The sequence below is a fragment of the Flavobacterium sp. UBA5153 genome (assembly GCA_002413745.1).
Taxonomy (GTDB): Bacteria; Bacteroidota; Bacteroidia; order Flavobacteriales; family Flavobacteriaceae; genus Flavobacterium.
In genome coordinates, this window is record DHXP01000015.1 from 1 (window position 1) to 25,647 (window position 25,647).

Sequence of the window (25,647 nt, forward strand, 5' to 3'; positions counted from 1 at the left end):
ACATACTAACCAATGGTATAAAAAAAGCGTCCAGTTAAAATAACGGGACGCTTTTTTGTTGCAATTAAATGTTACAAATCAAATTTTATTCCTTGTGCCAATGGCAAACTCGTGGTATAATTGATAGTGTTGGTTTGCCTTCTCATATATATTTTCCAAGCATCGGAACCGGATTCACGTCCGCCACCCGTTTCTTTTTCTCCACCAAAAGCACCGCCAATTTCGGCTCCGGAAGTTCCAATGTTTACGTTGGCAATCCCGCAATCTGAACCGACAACCGACAAGAAAAGTTCAGCTTCGCGCAAATTGTTCGTCATAATTGCTGAAGAAAGTCCTTGAACAACTCCATTTTGGACTTCGATGGCGTTTTCAACCGAGCCGGAGTATTTTAACAGGTATAAAACCGGTGCGAAAGTTTCGTGTTGCACAATTTCGAATGAATTTTTAGCTTCGGCAATGGCAGGTTTTACATAGCAACCGCTTTCGTAGCCTTCGCCCGAAAGTACGCCGCCTTCCACAAGTAGTTGCCCGCCTTCTTGCACGACTTTTGTCAAAGCGTTATTATACAATTCTACAGCTTGCTTATCGATTAATGGTCCAACGTGATTATTTTGATCCAATGGATTTCCTATTTTCAATTGTCCGTAAGCAGAGACAATAGCGTCCTTGACTTTATCATAAATACTTTCGTGAATAATCAAACGACGAGTAGAAGTGCAACGTTGTCCCGCTGTTCCCACCGCCCCAAAAACGGCTCCAATAACCGTCATTTTTATATCGGCATCAGGAGTGACAATTATCGCGTTGTTTCCGCCTAATTCCAACAGTGATTTCCCCAAACGACCGGCAACTACCTGTGCAACAATTTTCCCCATTCGGATAGATCCTGTTGCAGAAATCAGGGAAATACGCTTGTCGGCTGTCATTAATTGTCCCACTTTATAATCTCCATTTATCAGGCAAGAAATTCCTTCCGGAAGATTATTTTCCTTGATAACTTCGGCAATGATGTTTTGACAGGCAATGCCGCAAAGAGGTGTTTTTTCGGATGGTTTCCAAACGCAAACATCCCCGCAAATCCAAGCCAAAGCCGTATTCCAAGCCCAAACCGCAACCGGAAAATTGAATGCCGAAATGATTCCGACAATTCCCAATGGGTGATATTGCTCGTACATTCTGTGCCCCGGACGCTCTGAGTGCATCGTCAATCCGTGTAATTGACGGGAAAGACCAACAGCAAAATCACAGATATCGATTATTTCCTGAACTTCGCCGTAACCTTCCTGCAATGATTTCCCCATTTCATAGGAAACCAGTTTACCTAAAGCCTCTTTATTTTGACGCAATTTATCTCCAAACTGACGAACGATTTCACCACGTTGTGGCGCCGGCATCAGTCTGAATGTTTTGAAAGCTTCGGTGGCGGCTTGCATTACTTTTTCATAATCGGCGGCGGATGTTGTTTTTACCGATGCGATTAATTTTCCGTCAACCGGAGAGTAACTTTCGAGGGTTTCCCCGTTTGAAAAATGGTTAATCCCCGTTGATGTTCCCTCGTTTATGGTTTTCACACCGAGTTGTGCCAACGCTTCTTTCATCCCGAATTGATCTGCTATTGTTATCATTGTAACTTTTTTAGTTATAATTGTTATATTTTTTACAAATATATTGATTTTTATTTAATCGTCGCTAAATGATGTTGTTTAGATTTTTCGCCTAAAACAAATTCTTTTTCTTGAATAAAAACACGCCAAAAACTGAGATTAGCAAGGAAATTAACAGCACAATCCAAAATCCAAAAGGAGTATTTTCAAAATTATTGGGAACATTCATTCCGTACAAACTGGCGACTACTGTAGGAATCATTAAAATTATCGAAATCGAAGTCAGCCTTTTCATAATGACATTCAAATTGTTGGAAATAACGGAAGCATAGGCGTCCATCATTCCGGTCAAGATATTGCTGTAAATATTGGTGGTTTCTTCGGCTTGTCGCAATTCGATTTCTACATCCTCGAGCAACTCAGGATCAAAAGTGTCTTTGTGAATTTTCAAATTCCTGATTCTGCGAAATAATACATCGTTGCCTTTTAATGACGTAATAAAAAACACCAAACATTTTTCTATCTGGAGCAAAGCCTGAAGTTCCTCGTTTTTAATCGATTGTTCCAAATTATCCTCTGCCAATTTGATACGTTGATTGATTTTTTTCAGGTGTTTTAGAAACCAAATACTTGAAGACAAAAGCAACTTCAACACTAAATCAAAATGATTATTGATGGCGATTTTTTTACGTTGGGTATAAAAAACAAAATCAGAAATAATATCGGTTTGATGAAAACAAAGAGACACAAAAACATCGTCTTTGAACATTAACCCTAGTGGTGCCGTATTGAATGGCAATTTTGCATCGTTGCTTTTGAAAGGGATACGCAAAATGATAAGAGTCCAGCCGTTTTCAATTTCGATACGTGGCCGTTCGTCAATATCATCAATATCATTATAGAAATCATCGGGAATTTGTAATTCTTTGAGAAGAAATTTGGTTTCTTCTTTAGTTGGACAAACTACATCAATCCAGCAGTTATTTTCGCAGTTTTCCGTTTGAATTAATCCGTCGTCGTTTTTGTAATAAGTAATCATAATGTAATACGCTTTTTTTAAAGAATAACGATTACATTATGCAACGGCTGTTCCGGTTTGAATTTCATTTTCCTCGAATAATAATCGTCCATTTTCGGATATTTTATTTTTTTTGCAAAATTATAGTTTTAAATGTAATAATACCCTATTAACTCTTAACTAAAAATTCGGTTCCAGTTTCTATAAAAAATCCGCGTTTTTGTCTGGTTATTATTTTTTGGAGAAATTATGTAAATACCGAAAATGGGATATCTTAGATTCAATACATAAAAACTGGATTCTTTATGTAAAAACTATCCTTTTCGAATGATTTAGAAGTTTTATTTCACTTCTTTTATCAAATAAACGTAAACCGGAAAATGGTCGCTATATCCTACATCGTTTGCCGAATGTCTTTGTGGATACCCTTTGTATTGACCTGTGGTTTGAATCAGGAACGACTTGTTGTAAATTCCTGCTTTCCAATAACGAAAAGAGGAATAACCCTCCTTGATTAAGGTTTCCGAAACCATAATTTGGTCAAAAATATCTCCGGCATCTCTGTAGAATAACGACGCATTTCCGTCTTTGTACATTTGTTCGAAAGGATTGTAAACGCCAAATTGCTTTACTTCCGATTTTTTTAACTTGGCTCCAATGCCTTCTTTCACACTTTTATTATAAGTTCCATCGTTTAAATCCCCCATTGTAATGATTTTGGCATTGGAATTTACCTTGTAAATAGAGTCCATTATTTTCCTGTTTAACCTTCCTGCAGCCTCCCGAAATGGACTGCTTTTTTTCTCACCGCCTGAACGTGACGGCCAGTGGTTTACCATTATATTTATTTCTTCGCCATCAAGAAAACCGGTTACCAATAGAATATCTCTGGTGTAAACTCGATTATTAATGCCCACTTCCGTTATGTCTTCATCAGTTTCTTTCTCTTTTTTGTCTTTTTCATTGACATTGACATTGCCTCTGTAAATTATCAAGGGGATATTAATAAAACTGGTAGGTTTAAAATGTTTTTTTTGATACAATAACCCTACATCGATCCCTCTTCGATCAGGAGAATCAAAATGCACGATGCCGTAATCAATTTTTATGAGATTGGGCTGTTTTATTAAATCTTCGAGAACACCCTGGTTTTCCACTTCTGAACATCCAATAAATGTTGGTGCTTCTTTTTGTTGGTCATTTGTCCCAATTTGCATAAGAACTTTTGAAAGGTTCTCCAGTTTTTGATTATACTTTTTTGAAGTCCAACGTTGCAAGCCAGTTGGAGTCCATTCCTCATCAATATTTGGATTATTAATTGTGTCAAATAGATTTTCGAAATTATAAAATGCAACAGTATGCACTTTATATTGTTTTTCTTGAGCTTTGGCCCCTAACATTGAAGATAAAATGAATAAAATCACAACAAATTTTTTAATTCTCATAGGTTCGCTATTTTATTGATATTTTTAACAAAAATTTAAAGGTAAAAGTAGATAATAATAATTTAAAATGTACATTCACAGCTGTTTAGAAATAAATGTTCCCGAAAAGAGACAAATTAATTTATTTTTATGAAAAAACTTATTATCAGTACATTATTTGTGATGCAAGTAATGTTTGCTTTTGGACAATTAAATACCGGTGTTTCCGGTAAAGTGGTTGATTCCAAAACGCAAAAACCAGTGCAAAGTGTTGTTGTATCTATTCGAAATACGAATTTAACGCAATTAACAGGTGCCGATGGAAAATTTTCATTTAACGAAATACCTATTGGAAGTCAATTATTACTTATCAAAAGTGATGGTTACAAAGACCAATTGCTTCAAATAGAAATCGTTGACGGGAAAATGTTAGATTTAGGAGTCGTGGTTTTGGAAGAAGACTTAACGCAAGAAAAACAATCGGCATTAATTACCATCAGCGAAAATGATTTGGGCGATGACAATAGCGGATCTGAAAGCACGACAAGCTTGTTGCAGTCTACTCGTGATGCTTTTTTGCAAGCAGCTGCCTATAATTTTGGAGCGGCAAGGTTTAGCGTTAGAGGAATTGACAATAAATATTCCAGCGTGATGATTAACGGTGTTGCGATGAACCGAGTTGCTGACGGAAGACCGCAATATGGCGACTGGGGCGGATTGAATGACGCTACTCGTAACCAGGAATTCACAAATGGTTCGACGCCTTCTGATTATGTATTTGGAGGAATTGCCGGAACTCAAGAAATAAACACAAGAGCATCCATTTACAGACCAGGAACAAGAATTTCTTTCCTTAACACTAATACTAATTATAGTTTCAGGGCGATGGGAACCACCGCTTCAGGAATGAATAAAAACGGCTGGGCTTATGTGATATCTGGAGGAAGGCGTTGGGCCCAAGATGGTTACTATGAAGGCACTGATTACAGTGCAAATTCTTTGTTTACCAGTGTCGAAAAGAAAATCAACGACAAACAAAGCCTCAACTTTACGGCAATTTATGCCCAAAACAAAAGAGGCAAGAATTCTCCAAATACTGCTGAACAATCTGATTTAGCCGGAATTAAATACAATTCGTACTGGGGTTATCAAGAAGGTAAAAAAAGAAATTCAAGAGTTAAAAAAATAGAGGAACCATTGTTTATGCTGTCTCATTATTGGAAAGTAAACCCCAAAATGAATTGGAACACCTCGGTTTCCTATCAAATTGGACAGATTGGAAATAGTCGTATTGATTACACAAAAGCAGACAATCCCGACCCTACTTATTACAGAAAATTGCCAAGTTATTACACTAATTCTTTTTATAACGGTGTTTATGCTGGTAACACTCCCACAAATATTGCTAACGCAGAAGCCGCCGAATTGAATTTTCTTGCAAATCGCCAGTTAAATTGGAAAGATCTCTATAAGGTAAATGGAGAAAACTTGGCAAACGGAAGCCGATTTGCATTGTATGAAGATAGAAATGACGAAAATATTGCCACTTTCAATTCTAATTTGACAACACAACTTTCTGACAACGTTTTAATGATGGCGGGCGTGAATTACTTGTATTCCAACACAAAAAATTTCAAGAATATGCTGGATCTTTTGGGCGGAAATTACTTCACCGATATCAGCACTTTTGGTCTAACTGAAGATCAACAACAATCAGATTTAAACAATCCTTTCAGAAAATTGGGTGTGGGCGAACATTATGGATACAATTATAATGTCGGTGTTACCAAATTGGATGCTTTTACACAGTTTAAATTTGTTTACAAAAAAGTGGATTTCTTTTTGGCCCAAACATTCTCCCGTTCCAGTTATCAAAGGGAGGGTTTGTATAAAAACGGCTATTATCCAACAAATTCCTTGGGAAAAAGCGAAAAAATGTATTTTGATAATTTTGGATTTAAAGGCGGGTTGACTTATAAATTAACCGGAAGGAATTTTATCGACTTCAACGGAATTTATATGACCAAAGCCCCAAACACAAAAGAGGTCTTCCCAAATTCCCGCGTAAACAATTCCACAACTGATGGAATTACAAACGAAACCATCAAAGGCGTAGATTTGGGTTATGTTGTTAAAGCCCCGAAATTTAAAGCAAGGTTTACCGGATATTTTTCTGAAACATTAAACTCGACAGATATCAATTATTACTATGCTGATGCCGTTGACAGTAGCGGAAACGGAGCCTTTGTTTCTGAAATTGTAACTGGATTAAACAAGAAAAACAGGGGAATAGAAGTTGGTCTTGAATATCAATTGACCTCCACAATTAAAATTACAGGCGTATCTGCTTATGGCGAATATACTATCACAAATAACCCAAATGTAAGTTTAACCGATGACGCTTCTTCAACGGTGACAAATTACGGGCAATCTAAGTTAGCCGGATACAAACAAGCCGGAATGCCGCAACAAGCTTACTCTTTAGGGATAGAATACAGAGATCCGAAGTTCTGGTGGATTGGTGCCAATGCCAATTATTTAACAGACAATTATCTTGATGTGTCTTCCATTCGAAGAACCGATAATTTCTATACTAATGTAGACAATGCTACCATAATAATAGATCAAACATTGGCAGACAGCTATTTGAAACAAGAAAAGTTTGACTCCTTCTTTTTATTTAATTTGGTCGGTGGGAAATCTTGGAGGGTTAACGGCGAAACCTTGGGTCTTTTTGCAACCGTAAATAACCTTTTAGATATTACCTATAAAACTGGAGGTTTCGAACAATCAAGAAACGCCACATATAGGCAAGAATTTGAAGATCATCAAAGCAATGGCCCAAGTGTATTTGCCCCAAAATATTTCTACGGATACGGTAGAACCTATATGGTAAATATTTATTTAACCTTTTAAAAACTAAGCGTTATGAAAAATAAAATAAAAAATATTTTTATCATTACTGTCTCAATTGCTTTGTTTTCAAGTTGTGTTAAAGATACTTTTAATACTCCAATCCAAGATGTCTGCATAAATCCGGGGCTGACAAAAACCAAGGAAGTGGCAAATATTTATGCTGCTGCCACTACTATTACCGCAACATATACTGCCGATGATATCGTTGAAGCTTACGTGATTTCAAGTGACGAAGGTGGGAATTTTTATAAAAGCATGTATTTCCAACCATTGGACGGTTCAAAAGGATTTAATCTTTCAGTGGATGAAGTAAATGCTTATACCAAAAATTTACAGCCTGGAAAAAAGGTGTTTCTAAAACTAAAAGGTTTGGCCTTCGCCAATCCAAGCAGTTTTGGAAGAGGCTTGATTTTTGGGGCGCCGCCAACAGAGCAATACGCTGTTGATAGGCTATCTGGTTTAACGTATAAAAACTACCTAATTCCCTCTTGCGATGTTATTAGCGAGGATGCCATTGTTAAGCATCTAACTATTTCTCAAGCTTTGAGTAATAAATATTTGAATACTTTGGTAGAAATAGACGATGTCCAATTCAAGACAGATTGCACTACTTACAGTAAAAAAGATTTTGACACGAGTTTAAAAATAACAAACGGAAAAACTACATTAGATGTTAGAACAAGTAGATATGCGAATTTTGCCGGCTATCCTGTTCCATCAGGAAGAGGAAAAATCAGGGGTGTCTTAACAAGATACGGTTCTACTTATCAAATTATTCTTAGAACAGAAAGAGATGTTAATCTTATAAATCCAAGAATACAAACACCTTATTTACCAAAAACAGGAACAAGCCTTCAATATTTGGGAGTTTTTACTGAAAATTTTGAAAGTTATGCCACCACAACTACCGGTGCAAATTTTCCTAAATACATCAATGATGCTGCTGTTGGATATAAATATTGGGATGTAGTCCTTTTTAGTTCGAATAAATACATTCAAGTATCTGCTTATAACAACGGTTGTACAAAGGCCTATTTTGTTGTTCCTGTCGACATGACTGCCGCAAATAGTTTATCCTTTAAAACAAAAGATGGTTACAACGATGGAGATCCATTGAAAGTGTATTACTCGACCGACTATGTTCCCGGTAATAATGTTAGTCAAGCCACTCTTGTCGATATTACCGGTAAATTTAAAATATCCACTGGAAATACTTCTGGATATGGATCAAGTTTCATTAGTAGCGGAACTTACCCTATTCCTACTTCTTTAACAGGAAATGGCTATTTCATTTTTGAATACGACGGGACAACTGGGACGACAACAACAATCCAAATTGATGACATAACCGTGAATTAATCCAAATAAAATAAATTTAAAAGGCTTCTTACGGAAACTTTTTTGTTCCCAATTAGTCTTATATTTGGCATATTAAAAATTAAGAAACCCTGTTGCTAAGTCAAAGACTCTGTGAAAAGTCATGTAATTGCCTTTGTTTACATTTCCAAAGATCATGACTTTTAATGAAAAATAGGTATTGAATCCATGTTTTAAAAAGATTCATTTTGTTTTTTATAAACTCCTATTGCTTATTTTTGTTTTACAATCCAGCAATATTCAAGCCCATACTCTAATGATAACACCGCCATTTTTACAAAAAGGAGATACTATAGCCATTTTGGCAACAGCCAGAAAAAACATAGACGACAATCTGAAACCTGCCATAGATTTATTGCGCCGTTGGGGTTTGGAAGTCGTTATAGGAAAAACCATCGGATTGAATGATAATCAATTAGCCGGAACCGATATGGAGCGCGCAGAAGATTTTCAGCAACAACTTGACAATCCACGCGTCAAGGCGATATGGTGTGTTCGTGGAGGCTACGGTACGGTGCGAATGATTGACTTGTTGGACTTCACGAAATTTAAACAAAATCCGAAATGGATTATTGGTTTTAGTGATGTCACCGTTTTACACAATCATTTGAATACTCTGGGCTATAAAACCATCCATGGGATTATGCCAATAAGTACTCAAAAAACATCGACTGAAGGAATAGAGACATTGAGAATTGCTATGTTTGGGGAACGATTGGAGTATGAAATTGAACCCCATGTAATGAATAGATATGGGAAAGCTTCTGGCGAATTGGTAGGCGGAAATTTATCCATTTTGTATAGTTTGTTGGGTTCCGAATCATCAATCGATTGTTCTGACAAAATCTTGTTTATAGAAGACTTGGATGAATATTTATATCATGTTGACCGTATGATGATGAATTTGAAACGCAATGGTTGTCTGGAAAGGATAAAGGGGATTATAGTTGGCGCTATGGAAAAAATGAGGGATAACGAAATTCCTTGGGGGAAAAATGCGCTTGAAATCATAGATGATGTCACCAAAAAATACAATATTCCCATTATATATAATTTCCCCGCCGGACACATTGATGATAATAGAGCTCTAATTTTAGGGAGCAAAGTAACTATCGTTGTGGACGAAAATTGCAGTAAAGTTGTCTTTGAATAAGGTTTAAGGCACGAGATATGGAAGTGAGAAAGAGAAAGTTTGAAATTCGAAAAATGAATATTGAGACTGAATACTGAACACTTTTTTGAAAGTTGAATGATGATTAACGAATTTTGAATGCAGTCCCAAAGTTTCGGGATTAAAACTGAACACTGAACACTATTTTTATGGCCGAACATAACGAATTGGGGAAACTGGGAGAAGAATTGTCCGTTGAATTTCTTCGGAAAAACGGCTATACAATTCTGGAAACCAACTGGACATTCCAGAAAGCCGAGATCGATATCATCGCCCAAAAAGAAAATACGCTTGCCGTGGTCGAGGTAAAAACACGTTCTTCACTTGAATTTGGCTTGCCACAAGATTTTGTAAAGCCCAAGAAAATCCAACTTTTGGTAAAAGCTGTTGACGCCTATGTCAACGAAAAAAATCTAGATATTGAAGTTCGTTTTGATATCATCGCCGTTCATAAAGAAGGCAAATCTTTTGCCATAGAACACCTGATTGACGCCTTTTATCATTTTTAACCTCAAATTATGGTGTTGAATTTATAACAAATTGTTTTTTTATTTATCTTTGTATATGTTTTTGTTATATTACAACGAATACCGTCTTGGTTTTTAGAGATAAAACGATTTAAACAGAAAGGTTTCTTATAAAATAAATCCTTATAATTATGAAATGAGCATAATTGAAATGGGGGTCGCAAATGCCAATGGTGAAATGTGAATTATACATGACTAATAAAAAAACAATAAATACCAACATATGAAAACAGTATCTTCAATTGTAGAAAATTACATCAAAACAAAGCCTTTTTTATTAAATGCATTGTCTCTTGGGATAATCAATCTGACCTCGCTTTCCAGAAATATAATGGTCGAATTAGAAGCCGAATTTGGTAAAGAAGTCAAACAAGGTGCGGTTGTAATGGCACTAAAAAGACTAACCGAAGAGTTGGATTTTAGATTGAACCACAAGATCAACAAAGTAATAAAAAACATTGGCGAAATTACCGTCCGTTCGGCATTGACTGATTATACCTTTGCGGCATCAGAAACTATTTTGAACAAACAAGCCGATTTGATTACGGATATCAACGCTTTTCCAGACATTTTTTACACCTCATCCCGAGGCGTAAACGAAACCAATATTGTGGTAAGCAACAGTGTAAATTACTTGGTTGACAAACACTTTGCCAATGAAAAATTGATTCAAAAACTGGAAAATCTGGCTTCAATAACGGTAAAATTGCCCAAAGAAAACATCGTGGTTCCTGGAATCTATTATTTCATTTTTCAGCGTTTGGCTTGGGAAGGAATCATCATCAACGAGGTGATTTCAACTTCCAACGAATTTACCATATTGGTAAGCGAAGATCAAGTGGATGTGGCTTTCAAAGTAATCAAGGATTTGAAAAATTAGAAACTAAATTTTAAAGCTTCCAGCCTTTTGAAGGCTGGAAGCTTTATTGGTTTTTTAATATTTTGGTTTTTGTTTAGTTCCTCTAAAATTAATTATTTCAATACTTGATTTTTTATAATTTACTCTGTAAATCAAGTAGTTGTTTTTATCTACTAAAGCTTTATGAAGATTCGTGTACGTTTTAGATTTTGGATATAAGTCCGGAAAAAGACTAATCTGATTGGTAACTTGGGTGATATTTTCTTCCAATTGCAAAATTTCTCTAAAAGTCCATTCTGCTTCTAAATATTCAATAACAAAAGCCAAACCTTTATCGGCTTGTAGCGTCCATTTGATTTCTAATGCCATTTGGCAAATTTATTCATAACGGTTTCGTGACTTATAAAGTCGTCGTTTTCTGCTTGTTTTAAACCGATTTCAATTTCTAGCTTTTCTTCTGAATTCAAATCAGCAAACCAATCTTTTTTGCTGGTTTTTAAAATAATTTCAAGTTTTTCCAACAAACTTTCGTCAACCGTAGTCAATTCTTGAATAAATTTATATTTTCTGGCAGCTAAATTCATAACTTAAAATTTTAGTCTAACAAAGGTATTTGTTTTGATTGGCTTTTAAAAACAAATTAAAAAATTTAACTAACTATTTCATTTTCAATGACTAAAACAAGTAGGATTAATTTTAAATCTATTTTTTATTGATTTAAGAAAATAATAAGCATTTTTATTTTCTTAATTCTGGATAAATATCATCATCTGTGTTTAAAATCAAATCTGGACCCAATGATTTTAAAATATAATCACTTTCTACTCTTTTATAATAAAATCTTGCAGGTTTTAACTTTTTAAAATCAAATTCATCATTAAAAGGCTCCTGATCATTAAAAAACTTATTTTGTGTTTTCAATTCTGCTAAACTATCCGGGTAATGTCCATTTTTACTTTTGTAAAACTCTAAGTCTTTTACCACTTCATTCAATTGAATATTTGTAAATTGAATTATATGGTCTTTATGAAAATCACTATTTAGAAAAAAATACCAAAATACAGGAGTGAAAAGGATTCCTGCTAATCCAATTATTTTCATTTTATTATCTTTTCTTTTAAATCCTTGCAGTATTAAAATTGCACCAGAGATTAATCCAAAATTTGGAATCAATCCTATAAAACCAAATTTGTACAAGCTTTTTGAAGTCATTTTTTGAAAAAATGATTTTTTCTTAGTAATATCCGTTGTCAATTATTGAATTATTTTAAAGAATTTACCTTACATTTTTTATCCTCCCCCCAACATCTCCATCAATTCCAAAGCTCTTCGAGTAGTTTTTACATTATCAAAAGTCAATAAAAGACGTAAACCCGCTGGTGTTTGCTTTTCTTTCATTACACAAATACTATTGTGTTTTTGCACAAATTGTAACATTTGATGAAAACGTTTTGACGTATAATAATCCGATTGCTGATCGGCAACAAAATAGCCAATCATCTTGCCTTTTTTCATTATCAATTTTTCAATTCCCACTCTGGTGGCAACCCATTTGATGCGAATGCTATTCATTAAGGCAAGCGCTCGCGGTGGCATTGGACCAAAACGGTCAACCAATTTATTTTGGAAAACAAGCAATTCTTCTTCGTTTGTCACATTGCCCAGTTCATTATACAAACTCAAACGCTCCGTAACATTGTTGATGTATTCGTCCGAAAACAACAGCTCAAAATCGGTGTCGATTTGAAGGTCTTTTACGTATTCTTTCTCCACTCCGCCATCTTCGTTTTCGTACAAATCCTTGAATTCGTTTTCTTTCAATTCATCGATGGCTTCGTTCATAATTTTTTGATAGGTGTCAAAACCAATTTCGTTGATGAAACCGCTTTGTTCGCCACCCAATAAATCACCCGCACCACGAATTTCTAAATCCTTCATCGCAATGTTGAAACCGCTTCCCAATTCCGAGAATTGTTCCAATGCCTGAATTCGTTTTCGGGCGTCATCCGTCATTGCAGAATACGGCGGACAAATAAAATAACAGAACGCTTTCTTGTTGCTTCGCCCTACGCGACCACGCATTTGGTGCAAATCTGACAAGCCAAAGTTATTGGCATTATTGATGAAAATGGTATTGGCATTCGGAACGTCCAAGCCGCTTTCTATGATGGTTGTGGCGACCAAAACATCGAATTCGCCGTTCATAAAAGCCAGCATCAATTCCTCGAGTTTGCTGCCTTCCATCTGGCCGTGACCAATTCCCACTCGTGCATCGGGAACTAATCGCTGGATCATTCCCGCCACTTCCTTTATGTTTTCTATTCGATTATTGACAAAGAAAACCTGTCCGTTGCGCTGAATTTCATACGAAATCGCATCCCGAATTAACTCTTCGCTAAAACCAACCACATTCGTTTCGATAGGATATCGATTGGGCGGAGGCGTTGTAATTACTGATAAATCACGTGCCGCCATCAACGAAAACTGCAAGGTTCTCGGAATTGGAGTTGCCGTTAATGTCAGCGTATCAATATTGGCTGCAATGGTTTTGAGTTTGTCTTTTACATTGACGCCAAATTTTTGTTCCTCGTCCACAATCAACAATCCCAAGTCTTTGAAAACCACATTTTTGTTGACCAATTGATGCGTTCCAATAACAATATCGAGTTTGCCTTCGGCTAATTGTTTGAGCGTTTCAGCTTTTTGTTTGGCAGTTCTAAAACGGTTTAAGTATCCAACAGTAACCGGCATATCTTTCAATCTTTCGCTAAAAGTTCGGTAATGTTGATACGCTAAAATTGTTGTAGGAACCAAAACCGCGACTTGTTTTGAGTTGTCAACCGCTTTGAAAGCAGCACGAATGGCGACTTCGGTTTTTCCGAAACCCACATCACCACAAACCAAGCGATCCATCGGGCGGTCGCTTTCCATATCAGCTTTGACTTCTGCCGTCGATTTAGTTTGATCAGGTGTATCTTCATAAATAAAGGAACTTTCCAATTCGTTTTGCAAATAACTGTCGGGTGCAAACTGGAATCCTTTTTCCAATCTTCTTTTGGCATACAATTGAATCAAATTGAAAGCAATATGCTTGACGCGAGCCTTGGTTTTTTGCTTCAGAATCTTCCAGGCATTCGAACCCAATTTATAAATCTTGGGCGGAGTTCCATCCTTGCCGCTGTATTTTGAAATTTTATAAAGCGAATGAATGCTCACATAAACAATGTCATTATCGGCATAAACGAGTTTTATGGCCTCCTGTGTTTTGCCTTCGACCTGAATTTTTTGCAAACCGCCAAATTTCCCAATTCCGTGATCGATATGCGTCACATAGTCGCCAACGGACAAAGTGGTCAATTCTTTTAAAGTGATATTTTGCTTCTTCGAAACATTACTTTTAATGTTAAATTTATGGTATCGCTCAAAAATTTGATGATCGGTATAACAGGCTATTTGGTTTTCCTCGTCGATGAACCCTTGATATAAAGGCAACACAATCGTGTTGTATTGCTTGCGAATATTTTCGGAATTGGCTTCGTCCAAAGTTTCAAAAATATCGTGAAACCGTTTGGCTTGGTTCTCATTGGAACAAAACAAGTAATTTTTATAACCGTTGAAATGGTTGTCGTTCAAGTTATTCAACAACAAATCAAATTGTTTATTGAACGAAGGTTGTGGTTTTATGTGAAAATCAAAAGTTCTTTTGGTTTTATAAATAGGTTTTGAACTCAATTCGACAACCGAAAAATCTAAACTTTTCTTGATGAATTCCGTTTGATTCAAGAACAATTGGCTAGGTTCTACGTGGTTCACCGTGGCATTAAGATTTTCGAAAATTTCATTGGCTTTGCCAAATAATTTATCCAGTTTTGAAAAGAGCAAGTCGGTGTTTTGGATAAAAATAATGGTTTTATCGCTGATGTATTCTAGGAAACTTTCGCGGTTTTCCTGAAAGAATTTGTTTTCGACATTAGGAATAATCGTGATTTTTTTCTGCTTTTCAATCGACAATTGCGTTTCCACATCAAAACTTCGGATGCTGTCCACTTCATTACCAAAAAACTCGATTCGGTACGGATTGTCATTCGAAAAAGAAAACACGTCGACAATCCCTCCACGAACTGAAAATTCTCCGGGTTCAGTAATGAAATCGACCCTTTTGAATTCGTATTCGAACAAAACTTCATTAATAAAATCAATGGAAATCTTGTCTCCAACGGATATTTTCAAGGTGTTTTTGTCCAATTCTTTTCGCGTGACCACTTTCTCGAAAAGTGCTTCGGGATACGTGACTATAATCGCCGGTTTTTTGCGGGAATTGATACGGTTTAGCACTTCGGCGCGAAGCAAAACATTGGCATTATCAGTATCTTCAATTTGGTAGGGGCGGCGATAGGAACCTGGATAAAACAAAACGTCCTGTTCTCCAATCATTTGTTCCAAATCATTCAAATAATAGGCGGCTTCTTCCTTGTCATTTAATATGACCAAAAACGGTTTTTCTGTCTTTTTGAAAAGCGATTGCACCACAAACGAAAGCGATGAACCTATCAATCCATTGAGGTGGATTTTTTGTTCTGCTTGTTGCAAACCATCGACAATTTGCTTGACTTTTGGCGAATTATCGTAAATATTGTATAAGGCTGTTTTACTCAACTCGAGGGAGATTTGGGTTTACATTAGGAATTGCCCTTGTGGTATCCAGCATTTTTAATAAATCCGATTCGCCTGCTTCCATTGGGATTTTACTTTTTTGAACAATTTTGTCCATTTGATTTTGCAACGAAACTAATTCTTCGTTGATTTCTGAAACCAAAACAATCACTTTCTTGTCGGGGATATTATCCAAATGGATAAACAAATCCAACATTCTCACCTTGGTTATCAAGGTGGAAATCCTGCTTTTTATCTGGGGTTTGCTAAAATTTATTGGGATGTTATCATTCAATGCCATCACTTTCTTGGAAAGTTCAGTTGATTTTTTTTGAAAAGCTCTGATGGTCTTTTTGGGCTTTTGGTCTAATTCGGACAAAAACAAACGCCACTCATTCCAAGATAACGTATTTTCTTGTGAAGTTGCATTGATGGGCTTTGCATTAAAAACCCAGCCTTTATTGATATTCGAAAAAATTAATTCCTTTTTTTTTATGTCTTTCTCTTTTTCGACTAGGTGGTTTTGTTTTTCATTTTTACACGAAAACAGCACAAAAACCAGAATAAAGAGAGTCGCTAATTTGAATTTCATCTTTGATTAAATTAAGGCGCAAAGTTACGAAGTAAATTTACAATTACGAATTACAACATTAGGACAAATAAATTTAAAGTTTAAACTGCATAAAAACATAGCTTTCATTCGTGAATTTTAAAAAACTTCGCCTTTACATAGGTTTACTTCGTCTGTTCAACCTTTGGTCGAGGATCATGAACTGTGTGCGTAAATAATAATTTTTCTGTGTATTTCTGAAGTGCGGGTTTCACTATAGCCTTAAAACAAAAAAGACCTTACATTGCTGCAAAGTCTCTTAAAGTAGCCCCGCCGGGAATCGAACCCGGATCAAAAGTTTAGGAAACTCCCATTCTATCCGTTGAACTACAGGGCTGAAACCAAAAAAGACCATCATTTCTGATGGTCTTTTCGCTTTTGCTCCCTCTCTTGGGCTCGAACCAAGGACCCTCTGATTAACAGTCAGATGCTCTAACCAACTGAGCTAAGAAGGAAAGTGTGTTTCACTTTTAAAGCGGTGCAAATATAGGGTTTAATTTTTTTGATGCAAATAAATTCTATTAAATTTTCAATTTATTTTATCGTCCCACAATTGCCTTGTAAATATCATTTCCGTTGGCAAGCAATAACAAGGTTATAAGTAGTATGAAACCAACCATTTGGGCGTTTTCAAGGAACTTATCACTTGGTTTTTTACCGCTAATCATCTCGTATAATAAAAACAGGACATGACCGCCATCGAGTGCCGGAATAGGCAATAAATTCATCACACCCAGCATTATTGACAATAAGGCGGTAATGCTCCAGAAAGTTTCCCAACTCCAAGTGTTTGGAAAAATGTTAAATATGGCTCCAAATCCACCTACTTGTTTGTAAGCGCCAGTGCTTGGATTAAATATCATTTTTAGTTGTTTACCGTAGCCTACTAATTGGGTTTTCCCTTTTTCAATTCCTACAGGAATAGATTCCATAAAGCTAAATTCTTGTTTGCTTACTTTATAGTAGCCTAATTTTTCTAAGGATTCCAGGTCTAAACCACCTCTTCCTACTCCTAATTTTCCTTCTTTGGAAATAACAACCTCTAACGGAACTACTTTTTGATTTCGTAAAACCGTCGCCGAAATAGTTTTTCCTTTATTATTTTGTAAAACTGTTGCCGCTTCGTCAAAATATTTTGTTTTTTGACCATTTAGTGCAACAACAATATCTTTTGGTTGCAATGTTTTATTTACAGATTCCGGTTGCAAAGCAGTAATTACAAACGGTAATCGTAAAGATAAAATAGGTCCTTTTTCTTCTTTTGACAATTGGTCTATAAAATCATTAGGCATTTTTATTTCTTGCTCGGCTCCATTTCTCTCAATAAGAACCTGTTTTCCCATGACGATTTTTGCATTAATGCTATTGTCAAATCGTTCTATTTTTTCGCCATCAACAGCAATGATTTTATCTCCAGTTTTAAAACCGGCTTTTAACATTGCTTTATTTTCAATCGAAAACCCATCTTTTATATTTGCATTTGCAATAAACATATCGCCATAAGCATAGGCCATCCCAATATAAATGACAAAAGCCAAGATAAAGTTTACGATAACGCCGCCAAGCATAATTATCAAACGTTGCCAAGCCGGTTTGGAACGAAATTCCCAGGGTTGGGGAGGCAAAGCCATTTGTGCTTTGTCCATGCTTTCGTCAACCATCCCTGATATTTTAACATAACCACCCAGTGGCAACCAGCCAATTCCGTATTCGGTTTCGCCAATTTTCTTTTTAAACAGGGAATATTTGACGTCAAAAAACAAGTAGAATTTTTCTACTCTTGTCTTAAATATTTTGGAAGGAATGAAATGTCCTAATTCGTGGAGTATAATCAGTAATGATAGGCTCAATAAAAATTGAGAAAGCTTGATAACGGTTTCCATTTTTTGTTTTTAAATCTGTATAGCGCACAAAAGTAAGGCTTTCTATTTTAGTTGCAAAGATTTACTTTTAGTGAAGACGATAAAAGTTTGTTAATAATTACATCATTTCCTTTTTTACTTTCCTTGTTGTCGCGTAACTTTGTTTTCGAAAACTGATTTTTCAGGGTTCATCGTTTCCCTTATTCTTAATATATTTAAAATTAATGCTATGACGTCAAAATTATTTTCGACACTCCATATAAAAAACCTCGTTCTTAAAAATAGAATTGTCATTTCTCCAATGTGCCAATTTTCTGCACAAGATGGCTTTGCCAATGATTGGCATTTGGTACATCATGGGAGTCGTGCCGTTGGTGGTGCGGCATTAATCATTCAGGAAGCGACATCGGTTTCTCCGGAAGGAAGAATTACTCCGGAAGATTTGGGTCTTTGGAAAGAGGAGCATATCGAAAAATTACAATCGATCAATCGTTTTATTATAGAACAAAATTCGATTCCCGGAATTCAGCTGGCACATGCGGGAAGAAAAGCGAGTGTGGCTTCGTCATGGAATGGCAATAAAAAATTGGATGAAAATCAAGGAGGTTGGGATACGGTTGCGCCAAGTGCCATTGGTTTTTATGATAATGAAAAACCGCCCATCGCATTGGACAAAACAGGTGTCCAGAAAGTAATTTCTGATTTTAAGGCGGCGACCAAAAGAGCGGTTCAAGCCGGATTTCAAGTAGTCGAAATCCATGCTGCGCATGGTTATTTGTTGCATCAGTTTCTTTCTCCTTTGTCTAATTTTAGAACCGATGAATATGGCGGAAGTTTTGAAAACAGGGTTCGATTGCTTTTGGAAGTTCTCGAAGCTGTACAAACGGAATGGCCTGTGGATTTGCCTTTATTTGTCAGAATCTCTGCAACAGATTGGGCTGATGGCGGTTGGAATATCGAGGAATCGGTGCAACTTTCGAAAATATTGAAAGAAAAGGGAGTGGATTTAATGGACGTTTCCTCTGGCGGTTTGGTGTCGCATCAGCAAATTCCATTGGGACCCAATTACCAGGTGCCTTTTGCGGAAAGAATAAAAAAAGAAACTGGAATCTTGACGGGTGCAGTGGGTTTAATTACTGAATCAGGTCAGGCAGAATCCATCGTTGCCACCGGAAAAGCAGATTTGGTTTTGTTCGCAAGGGAATCACTAAGAAATCCGAACTTGGCATTGACATTTGCCCAAGAATTGGGTGTCGATGTGCCATGGCCGAAACAATATGAAAGAGCAAAAATAGGATAGTAACCGTCTTGGGCTCAATTTTAGACACGAATTTCACGAATTAATTCGTATAAATTGGTGAAATTCGTGTTCGTCCTTTTTAAAATAAATATACAAATAACATAAAAATGCAAAAAATAAAAGCAGCACTATTGTCATACGGAATGTCGGGAAAAGTTTTTCACGCTCCATTTCTAGATTTGCATCCTGGTTTTGAGCTCCTTGGTTCATGGGAACGAAGCAGCAAAAACATTCAAGCGGATTATCCAAATACCATAAGTTATCCTAGTTTAGAAGCTATTTTACAAGACAAATCCATTGATTTAGTAGTTGTGAATACACCTATAGATTCCCACTTTGAATATGCCAAAAAAGTATTATTGGCAGGAAAACATGTCTTGGTAGAAAAAGCATTTACAGCCACGCTTGCCGAAGCACAAGAATTAGCTGCTTTGTCAAAAGAAAGAGGATTGAAATTGTTCGTTTTCCAAAATAGGAGATGGGATAGCGATTTCAAAACCGTAAAAAAAATTATTTTTGATAATTTATTGGGCGATATCGTCGAAACCGAAATTCATTATGATCGTTACAATCCCGAATTGAGTCCCAAAAAGCACAAAGAATCTGCCAATCCTGGATCGGGAATTTTAAGAGATTTAGGGCCACATATCATTGATCAAGCGCTTTCATTGTTTGGTTTGCCTAATGCTGTTTTTGCGGATATTCGATTGACAAGAGAACATACAATAGTTGAAGATTATTTTGATATCCTGTTGTATTATCCTGATTTTAGAGTACGATTGAAAGCCGGTTTTTTCGTTCGTGAAGCTATCCCTTCTTATATTGTTCACGGAAAAAAGGGTTCTTTTCTAAAACCACGTGGCGATGTACAAGAAGATGATTTAAAGCTAGGAAAGAAACCAAATTTAGAAAGTTGGGGAATAGAGTCAAAGACGAATGAAGGAACTTTGCATACGGAAATGGATGGAGATATCTTTAACGGTAAAGTACCAACGCTTCAAGGGAATTATTATGATTATTTTGATGAGGTATACAAATCCATTATTAATGACACGGTTGAACCCGTAACCGCTCAAGACGGTATCAATGTTATGCAAATTATCGAGGCTGCCACTCAAAGTAACCAACAAAAAAGAGTAATCAATTTATAAACAATAACGATATAATAGCCCGTTTAAAAAGAAATACCAAATAGGTACAGATTGATTTTGTATTTTTGCAGATTCAATTTTAAATAGAAACGGTTTTGCAGTATTTTAATTTTATAGGCAGGTTTAAAGCTAAAGGCAAATACAAGAAAACATATCGAGATGCAAAGGGTTCTTATTTAAATAGAATACGTTGGGCAGTTTCGATGTTTTATTTTGGTATGGGATTATGTTTTGCCACTTGGGCAAGTAGAATCCCGAATATTAAAACTGCGTTAGACTTAAGTGACGGTCATTTAGGAACGATTCTTTTAGCCTTACCATTGGGACAGTTGACGATGATGTTTTTTTCAGGGAAACTAGTCACTAGTTTTGGCAGTAACCGTATTCTTCCTTTTTCTATTTTAATGTATGCTTTTAGTTTAACGAATATAGGATTAGCCTCAAACGCTTGGCAACTGGGGCTTGGATTATATTTCTTTGGGGTTTTTGGAAATTTATCTAATATATCCATAAATACTCAAGGCGTTTATGCCGAAGGACTCTTTAGAAGAACCATCTTATCTTCTTTTCATGGGGTATGGAGTTTAGCGGGATTCACGGGGGCTTTAGTGGGTTTAGGAATGTTAGCATTAAAATTGCATACTTATACACATTTTTTAATCATTGCATTAATCGTCGTTTTGTTGGTCGCTTTTAATTTCAAATTCTTGATTAAAGCCAAAGAAACCATCCAACCTCAAAAGAAAAAAAGATTCAGAAAACCAGACAAATCTCTAGTTTTATTGGGGGTAATTGGTTTTTGTAGTATGGCCAGCGAAGGGATTATGTTCGATTGGAGTGGCGTATATTTTAAAGATATTGTCAAAGTTCCCGGACCATTAATAGTTGTGGGCTATACTTCATTTATGATTATGATGGCAAGCGGGCGGTTTTTTGGAGATCGTTTAATTAATAAATTTGGACGAAAGCGAGTGATGCAAATCAGTGGTGTTATGATTTCATCGGGCTTGTTTATGGCGGTAATTTTCCCATTTATAATTCCGTGTACAATCGCTTTTATGATTGTAGGTTTGGGCGTTTCTACTATTGTACCCACTCTTTATGGCATTGCGGGAAAACATCCAACAATCCCAACAGGAGAAGCATTGACAGCTGTTTCCAGCGTAAGTTTTCTGGGATTTTTGATGGGACCACCCTTAATTGGCCATATTGCCGAATTGTCGAGTTTGCGGTTTTCATTCGCCTTTATCGGTATTTTTGGATTTATGATAGCATTGATAGTATCAAGAATTAAGGCAATCGAGTAGGTTTTGATTTAATGTTTAAAAAAGGTAATCAATGTTGAATCTTTTTTTAAGAGTTGATTCATTTGTTCAACTCCATACTTGTTTAGATGAGTTGGGCTGTAAAAATATTCGATGTTATTTCTAAAAGGTTTTATGTTAATGTCAATAAAAGAAATATTTAGAGTTTTGCAAATTACCTTTGTATTTTTAAAAGCTAATTCATCGTAAATTGCCTTATAAACGGGAGTTTGGATACAGAGCAATTTTATATTGTTTTTTTTGCACAAATTATTTAGTTCGCCTAATGAATTGACAGTTGTAATTTGAACTTTATTCGAGTAATTTTTTTTCATTGAATTAGTTATTGGATTATGAATTGTATCCCATTTTTTATCCACGATGTGATTACAATTCATATTGTATTTTTGGGTTATAGATAAACAGTCATCTAACATTTTGTATTTAAAAATTGAATATAAAGGAATATATCTTTCAGATAAATTAAATTTAAAATAATTGACAAAACTTAAGTTTTTTCTGTTTGGAAAGAAAGAATATCTCGCATAAATATCTTTATCACAAAAGTTAGAATTATCCACCTCACTGCCTGCATTTACTAAAGGATCGAAGCTTAAAATGGCAAACTTGGGTGGATTATTTTTAGACAAATAATTTTTTAAACGTAAAATAGCCATTGCTATTTCAGTATGCCCATTTACTCCAATATTTACACTTCGGATTTTAAAAGTTTTATCAAAAAAAGAAGGGTCAAAATGAACCCAACATCTTGAACTTCCTAAAAAAACTAAATCAGCATTTATATTAGATGTCTGCTCTAGATTATCAATGTCATTTAGGCTTTCATTTCTTATTTTTAAGGATATTATAGTTTGCAATAAAATCGCAATAAAGATTATGAAGAGTGAAAACCTGACTATATTTTTTATAAATGTTTTCATTTTTAAAATTGAAAGTAAATGAATTGTTGATTGGTGTCGGAAGAAACAAAGAAATAAAAAATCACCAGAATAATACAAGAATAGAAAGCCCATCGACTGGATTTTGCCCATTTTCGACCTAGTAATTGTATAGCATATTGCTATTCCCTACCAATCCATTCAACAATTAGGAATAATAAAATAAACACAAAAGTGGGTATGGTTATTCCAATTCCTGGAAAATAAGGTATTTTGGTTATTGAGCTTGAAAATATCCCAGAAATATAATTAAAAGCATCAGCTACGCTCTTCGACCTAAAGAAAATCCAAGTAAATACAGTCAAACTAAAAGTAATTCCCATAGAAAGCAATTCTCTTAATGAAGGTAAAACTTTTCCTTTAGCCACAATATCAAGATGATTCCTGTTGGTTTTGAATATAATTGAAGGCATAATATATAAAGCATTTAGAAATCCCCAAATTAGAAATGTCCAGTTTGCTCCGTGCCAAAAACCACTAACCAAGAAGATTATAAATGTATTCCTGACTTTCATCCAAGTCCCGCCTTTGCTTCCTCCTAAAGGAATATACAAATAATCTCTAAACCAAGATGACAGAGAAATATGCCAGCGTCTCCAAAACTCGGCAATGTCTCTTGAGAAATAAGGAAAAGCAAAATTCCGCAATAAATCTATTCCAAATAATCGTGCCGTTCCTATTGCAATATCCGAATATCCAGAGAAATCGCCATAAATTTGGAAAGCGAAAAAGATGGCACCCAATACAAGCGTACTTCCTGAATAATCGGTGGAATTATTGAAAATAGTGTTCGCAAATTGCGCGCAATTATCTGCTATGACAATTTTTTTAAATAATCCCCATAATATTTGGCGTAGACCATCGACAGCATTATCATAATTAAACTCTCTCTTTTTCTTAATTTGTGGCAGAAGATGGGTAGCTCGCTCTATTGGTCCTGCCACTAACAACGGGAAAAAACTAACAAAAACGGAATAGTCAATAAAATTATTTTCTGCTTTAATTCTGCCTTTATAAATGTCTATGACATAAGACAAACCGTGAAAAGTGTAGAATGAAATACCTACAGGCAGAATCACTTTCAATGTCCAAGGATTTACCTGTAACCCTAAATGTGATATTGCTTCTGCAAAAGATTCTGCGAAAAAATTATAGTATTTAAAAAAACCTAAAAACCCAAGATTAACGGATATACTAAGCCAGAACCAAATTTTTTTTACATTCTGATTTTTAGAATCTGACATTTTAATACCAGTATAATAGTCTAGTAACGTAGAAAAAATCAGTAGAAATAAAAATCTCCAATCCCAGCAAGCATAAAAAAAATAGCTTGAAACTAAAAGTAATATGTTTTGATACTTTAAATTTTTGTTCGTTGCAAACCAGTAGAGTAGAAAAACAATTGGCAAAAATATCGCAAAGTTTATGGAGTTAAAAAGCATTTTAGATGTCTATTTTGTTTCATTACCTTAGTAAGTTTTCCTTATTACATTTTTCAAAATCTATAAAAGCGAAGAAACTTTCCTCCACAAACATACCTACAATTTCTCACATTTCAACACGTACTAATTATTATAAACCCAATAGCTCCATAAGTACCCGACAAATCATTAAATTTGCAACTTATTCAAAGACATGTTAGAAAAAGAAACAATAAATTTCGAAAAAACGGCTATAGTAGGGATTGTTACCCAAAACCAAAGTGAAGAGAAACTCAACGAGTATCTTGACGAATTGGAGTTTTTGACCTTTACGGCCGGTGGCGAAGTGGTGAAAAGGTTTTCGCAAAAAATGGAACGTCCCAATCCCAAGACTTTCGTTGGAACCGGAAAAATAGAAGAAATCAATCTTTTTGTAAAAGAAAATGACATCTCAACATTGGTATTTGACGATGAATTGACTCCTTCACAGCAGAAGAATATTTCCAAAATCATCGATTGCAAAATCCTTGACAGAACACACCTTATCTTGGATATTTTTGCCCAAAGAGCCGAAACTTCTTATGCCAGAACGCAGGTAGAACTGGCGCAATGTCAATATTTATTGCCAAGACTTTCGGGAATGTGGACACACCTCGAACGTCAAAAAGGTGGAATCGGGATGCGCGGACCCGGAGAAACCGAGATTGAAACCGACAGACGAATTGTTCGGGATAGAATCGCGCTTTTAAAAGAAAAAATAAAAACCATCGACAAGCAAATGGGCGTGCAGCGCAGCAATCGTGGCGCCATGGTTCGCGTGGCTTTGGTGGGTTATACTAATGTTGGAAAATCGACCTTGATGAACGTCATTGGGAAAAGCGATGTTTTCGTGGAGAACAAGCTTTTTGCCACTTTGGATACAACGGTTCGCAAAGTGGTGATAAAAAACCTGCCTTTCCTGCTTTCGGACACGGTAGGTTTTATTCGAAAACTGCCAACGCAATTGGTCGATTCTTTCAAAAGCACGCTCGATGAGGTTCGTGAAGCCGACTTGTTATTGCATGTTGTCGATATTTCGCATCCAGAATTTGAAGATCATATCGCATCGGTAAATCAAACTTTATTGGACATAAAAGCGAATGACAAACCGGTTATCATGGTTTTCAATAAAATTGATGCCTACAAACATTTGACCATTGACGAGGATGATTTAATCACCGAAAAAACACCAAGACATTTCACGCTTGAGGAATGGAAAACGACTTGGATGAATCGTGTGGGCGAACAAAACGCCTTGTTTATTTCAGCAAAAAACAAAGAAAATTTCGAAGAATTCAGGGAACGGGTTTATGAAACCGTGAGACAAATTCACATCACGCGTTTTCCTTACAACAAGTTTTTGTACCCAGATTATAAGGATGCTGTCGAAAAAGAAGAATAAAAAAATCCCTTTTGATTCACTTCAAAAGGGATTTTTGCTGTAATTTCTAA

19 protein-coding genes, 2 tRNA genes and 1 pseudogene are annotated in these 25,647 nt (G+C 35.7%); 9 read left to right on the forward strand and 13 right to left on the reverse strand.

The genetic code is table 11. From position 1 onward, the window contains the following. Nucleotides 1–71 precede the first annotated feature (71 nt). From B2145_RS02820 to B2145_RS02830, 3 genes are all read right to left on the reverse strand, one after another. The gene (locus B2145_RS02820; RefSeq protein WP_291097939.1) at nt 72–1,625 is read right to left on the reverse strand and encodes an aldehyde dehydrogenase family protein; all 1,554 of its coding nucleotides are present in this window, start codon (nt 1,623–1,625) and stop codon (nt 72–74) included. Between the two features lie 91 nt (nt 1,626–1,716). Then, complete coding sequence (locus B2145_RS02825; protein ID WP_291097942.1) at nt 1,717–2,643, reverse strand: magnesium transporter CorA family protein; 927 nt, start codon at nt 2,641–2,643, stop codon at nt 1,717–1,719. 320 nt (nt 2,644–2,963) lie between these two features. Further along, nucleotides 2,964–4,067 carry an endonuclease/exonuclease/phosphatase family protein gene (locus tag B2145_RS02830; RefSeq protein WP_291097945.1) on the reverse strand — a complete coding sequence of 368 codons (1,104 nt, stop codon included), beginning with the start codon at nt 4,065–4,067 and terminating at the stop codon, nt 2,964–2,966. Nucleotides 4,068–4,196: 129 nt separating this feature from the next. Here B2145_RS02830 and B2145_RS02835 point away from each other — a divergent pair, with 129 nt between their 5' ends. The 5 genes from B2145_RS02835 to B2145_RS02855 all read left to right on the forward strand — a co-directional run bounded on the left by B2145_RS02835 (nt 4,197) and on the right by B2145_RS02855 (nt 10,917). Then, the gene (locus tag B2145_RS02835; protein WP_291097948.1) at nt 4,197–6,962 is read left to right on the forward strand and encodes a carboxypeptidase-like regulatory domain-containing protein; all 2,766 of its coding nucleotides are present in this window, start codon (nt 4,197–4,199) and stop codon (nt 6,960–6,962) included. Between the two features lie 12 nt (nt 6,963–6,974). Beyond that, nucleotides 6,975–8,321, forward strand: coding sequence for a DUF5689 domain-containing protein (locus B2145_RS02840; protein ID WP_291097951.1), 1,347 nt, complete (start codon nt 6,975–6,977; stop codon nt 8,319–8,321). A 274-nt stretch (nt 8,322–8,595) separates the two neighbouring features. Next, complete coding sequence (locus B2145_RS02845) at nt 8,596–9,492, forward strand: S66 peptidase family protein (RefSeq protein WP_291097953.1); 897 nt, start codon at nt 8,596–8,598, stop codon at nt 9,490–9,492. Nucleotides 9,493–9,659: 167 nt separating this feature from the next. Continuing rightward, nucleotides 9,660–10,019 (forward strand): YraN family protein, encoded by a 360-nt coding sequence (locus tag B2145_RS02850; protein WP_291097956.1) that lies wholly within the window; start codon nt 9,660–9,662, stop codon nt 10,017–10,019. A 241-nt stretch (nt 10,020–10,260) separates the two neighbouring features. Next, complete coding sequence (locus B2145_RS02855; RefSeq protein WP_291097959.1) at nt 10,261–10,917, forward strand: aspartate kinase; 657 nt, start codon at nt 10,261–10,263, stop codon at nt 10,915–10,917. Between the two features lie 54 nt (nt 10,918–10,971). On the opposite strand, the gene B2145_RS02860 is transcribed toward B2145_RS02855, so the two are convergent. From B2145_RS02860 to rseP, 8 genes are all read right to left on the reverse strand, one after another. After that, complete coding sequence (locus B2145_RS02860; protein WP_291097962.1) at nt 10,972–11,265, reverse strand: type II toxin-antitoxin system RelE/ParE family toxin; 294 nt, start codon at nt 11,263–11,265, stop codon at nt 10,972–10,974. Next, the gene (locus B2145_RS02865; RefSeq protein ID WP_291097965.1) at nt 11,256–11,480 is read right to left on the reverse strand and encodes a hypothetical protein; all 225 of its coding nucleotides are present in this window, start codon (nt 11,478–11,480) and stop codon (nt 11,256–11,258) included. The genes B2145_RS02860 and B2145_RS02865 overlap by 10 nt, the downstream gene beginning before the upstream one ends. 154 nt (nt 11,481–11,634) lie before the next feature. Then, nucleotides 11,635–12,108, reverse strand: coding sequence for a hypothetical protein (locus B2145_RS02870; protein ID WP_291097968.1), 474 nt, complete (start codon nt 12,106–12,108; stop codon nt 11,635–11,637). 78 nt (nt 12,109–12,186) lie between these two features. Beyond that, the gene (gene mfd, locus B2145_RS02875) at nt 12,187–15,552 is read right to left on the reverse strand and encodes a transcription-repair coupling factor (RefSeq protein ID WP_291097971.1); all 3,366 of its coding nucleotides are present in this window, start codon (nt 15,550–15,552) and stop codon (nt 12,187–12,189) included. Next, nucleotides 15,545–16,141, reverse strand: coding sequence for a hypothetical protein (locus tag B2145_RS02880; RefSeq protein WP_291097975.1), 597 nt, complete (start codon nt 16,139–16,141; stop codon nt 15,545–15,547). The genes mfd and B2145_RS02880 overlap by 8 nt, the downstream gene beginning before the upstream one ends. A gap of 283 nt (nt 16,142–16,424) precedes the next feature. After that, a tRNA-Arg gene (locus B2145_RS02885) sits at nt 16,425–16,496 on the reverse strand. Between the two features lie 44 nt (nt 16,497–16,540). Beyond that, nucleotides 16,541–16,614 (reverse strand) — tRNA-Asn (locus B2145_RS02890). Between the two features lie 84 nt (nt 16,615–16,698). Then, entirely contained in the window at nt 16,699–18,042 is a 1,344-nt protein-coding gene (gene rseP, locus B2145_RS02895; protein ID WP_291097978.1) for an RIP metalloprotease RseP, read from the reverse strand. Nucleotides 18,043–18,250: 208 nt separating this feature from the next. Between rseP and B2145_RS02900 the strand changes: the two genes are divergently transcribed. The 3 genes from B2145_RS02900 (at nt 18,251) to B2145_RS02910 (ending at nt 21,779) form a co-directional block, all read left to right on the forward strand. Further along, nucleotides 18,251–19,321 carry an NADH:flavin oxidoreductase/NADH oxidase gene (locus B2145_RS02900; RefSeq protein ID WP_291097981.1) on the forward strand — a complete coding sequence of 357 codons (1,071 nt, stop codon included), beginning with the start codon at nt 18,251–18,253 and terminating at the stop codon, nt 19,319–19,321. A 107-nt stretch (nt 19,322–19,428) separates the two neighbouring features. After that, nucleotides 19,429–20,472 (forward strand): Gfo/Idh/MocA family oxidoreductase, encoded by a 1,044-nt coding sequence (locus tag B2145_RS02905; protein ID WP_291097984.1) that lies wholly within the window; start codon nt 19,429–19,431, stop codon nt 20,470–20,472. Nucleotides 20,473–20,567: 95 nt separating this feature from the next. Then, nucleotides 20,568–21,779, forward strand: a complete 1,212-nt coding sequence (locus tag B2145_RS02910; RefSeq protein WP_291097987.1) for an MFS transporter — start codon at nt 20,568–20,570, stop codon at nt 21,777–21,779. A gap of 8 nt (nt 21,780–21,787) precedes the next feature. On the opposite strand, the gene B2145_RS02915 is transcribed toward B2145_RS02910, so the two are convergent. Continuing rightward, nucleotides 21,788–22,717 (reverse strand): hypothetical protein, encoded by a 930-nt coding sequence (locus tag B2145_RS02915; RefSeq protein ID WP_291097990.1) that lies wholly within the window; start codon nt 22,715–22,717, stop codon nt 21,788–21,790. A 2-nt stretch (nt 22,718–22,719) separates the two neighbouring features. Beyond that, nucleotides 22,720–24,177: pseudogene (locus tag B2145_RS02920) on the reverse strand (MBOAT family O-acyltransferase). Nucleotides 24,178–24,370: 193 nt separating this feature from the next. Between B2145_RS02920 and hflX the strand changes: the two are divergent. Next, nucleotides 24,371–25,597 carry a GTPase HflX gene (gene hflX / locus B2145_RS02925; RefSeq protein WP_291097993.1) on the forward strand — a complete coding sequence of 409 codons (1,227 nt, stop codon included), beginning with the start codon at nt 24,371–24,373 and terminating at the stop codon, nt 25,595–25,597. Nucleotides 25,598–25,647 lie beyond the last annotated feature (50 nt).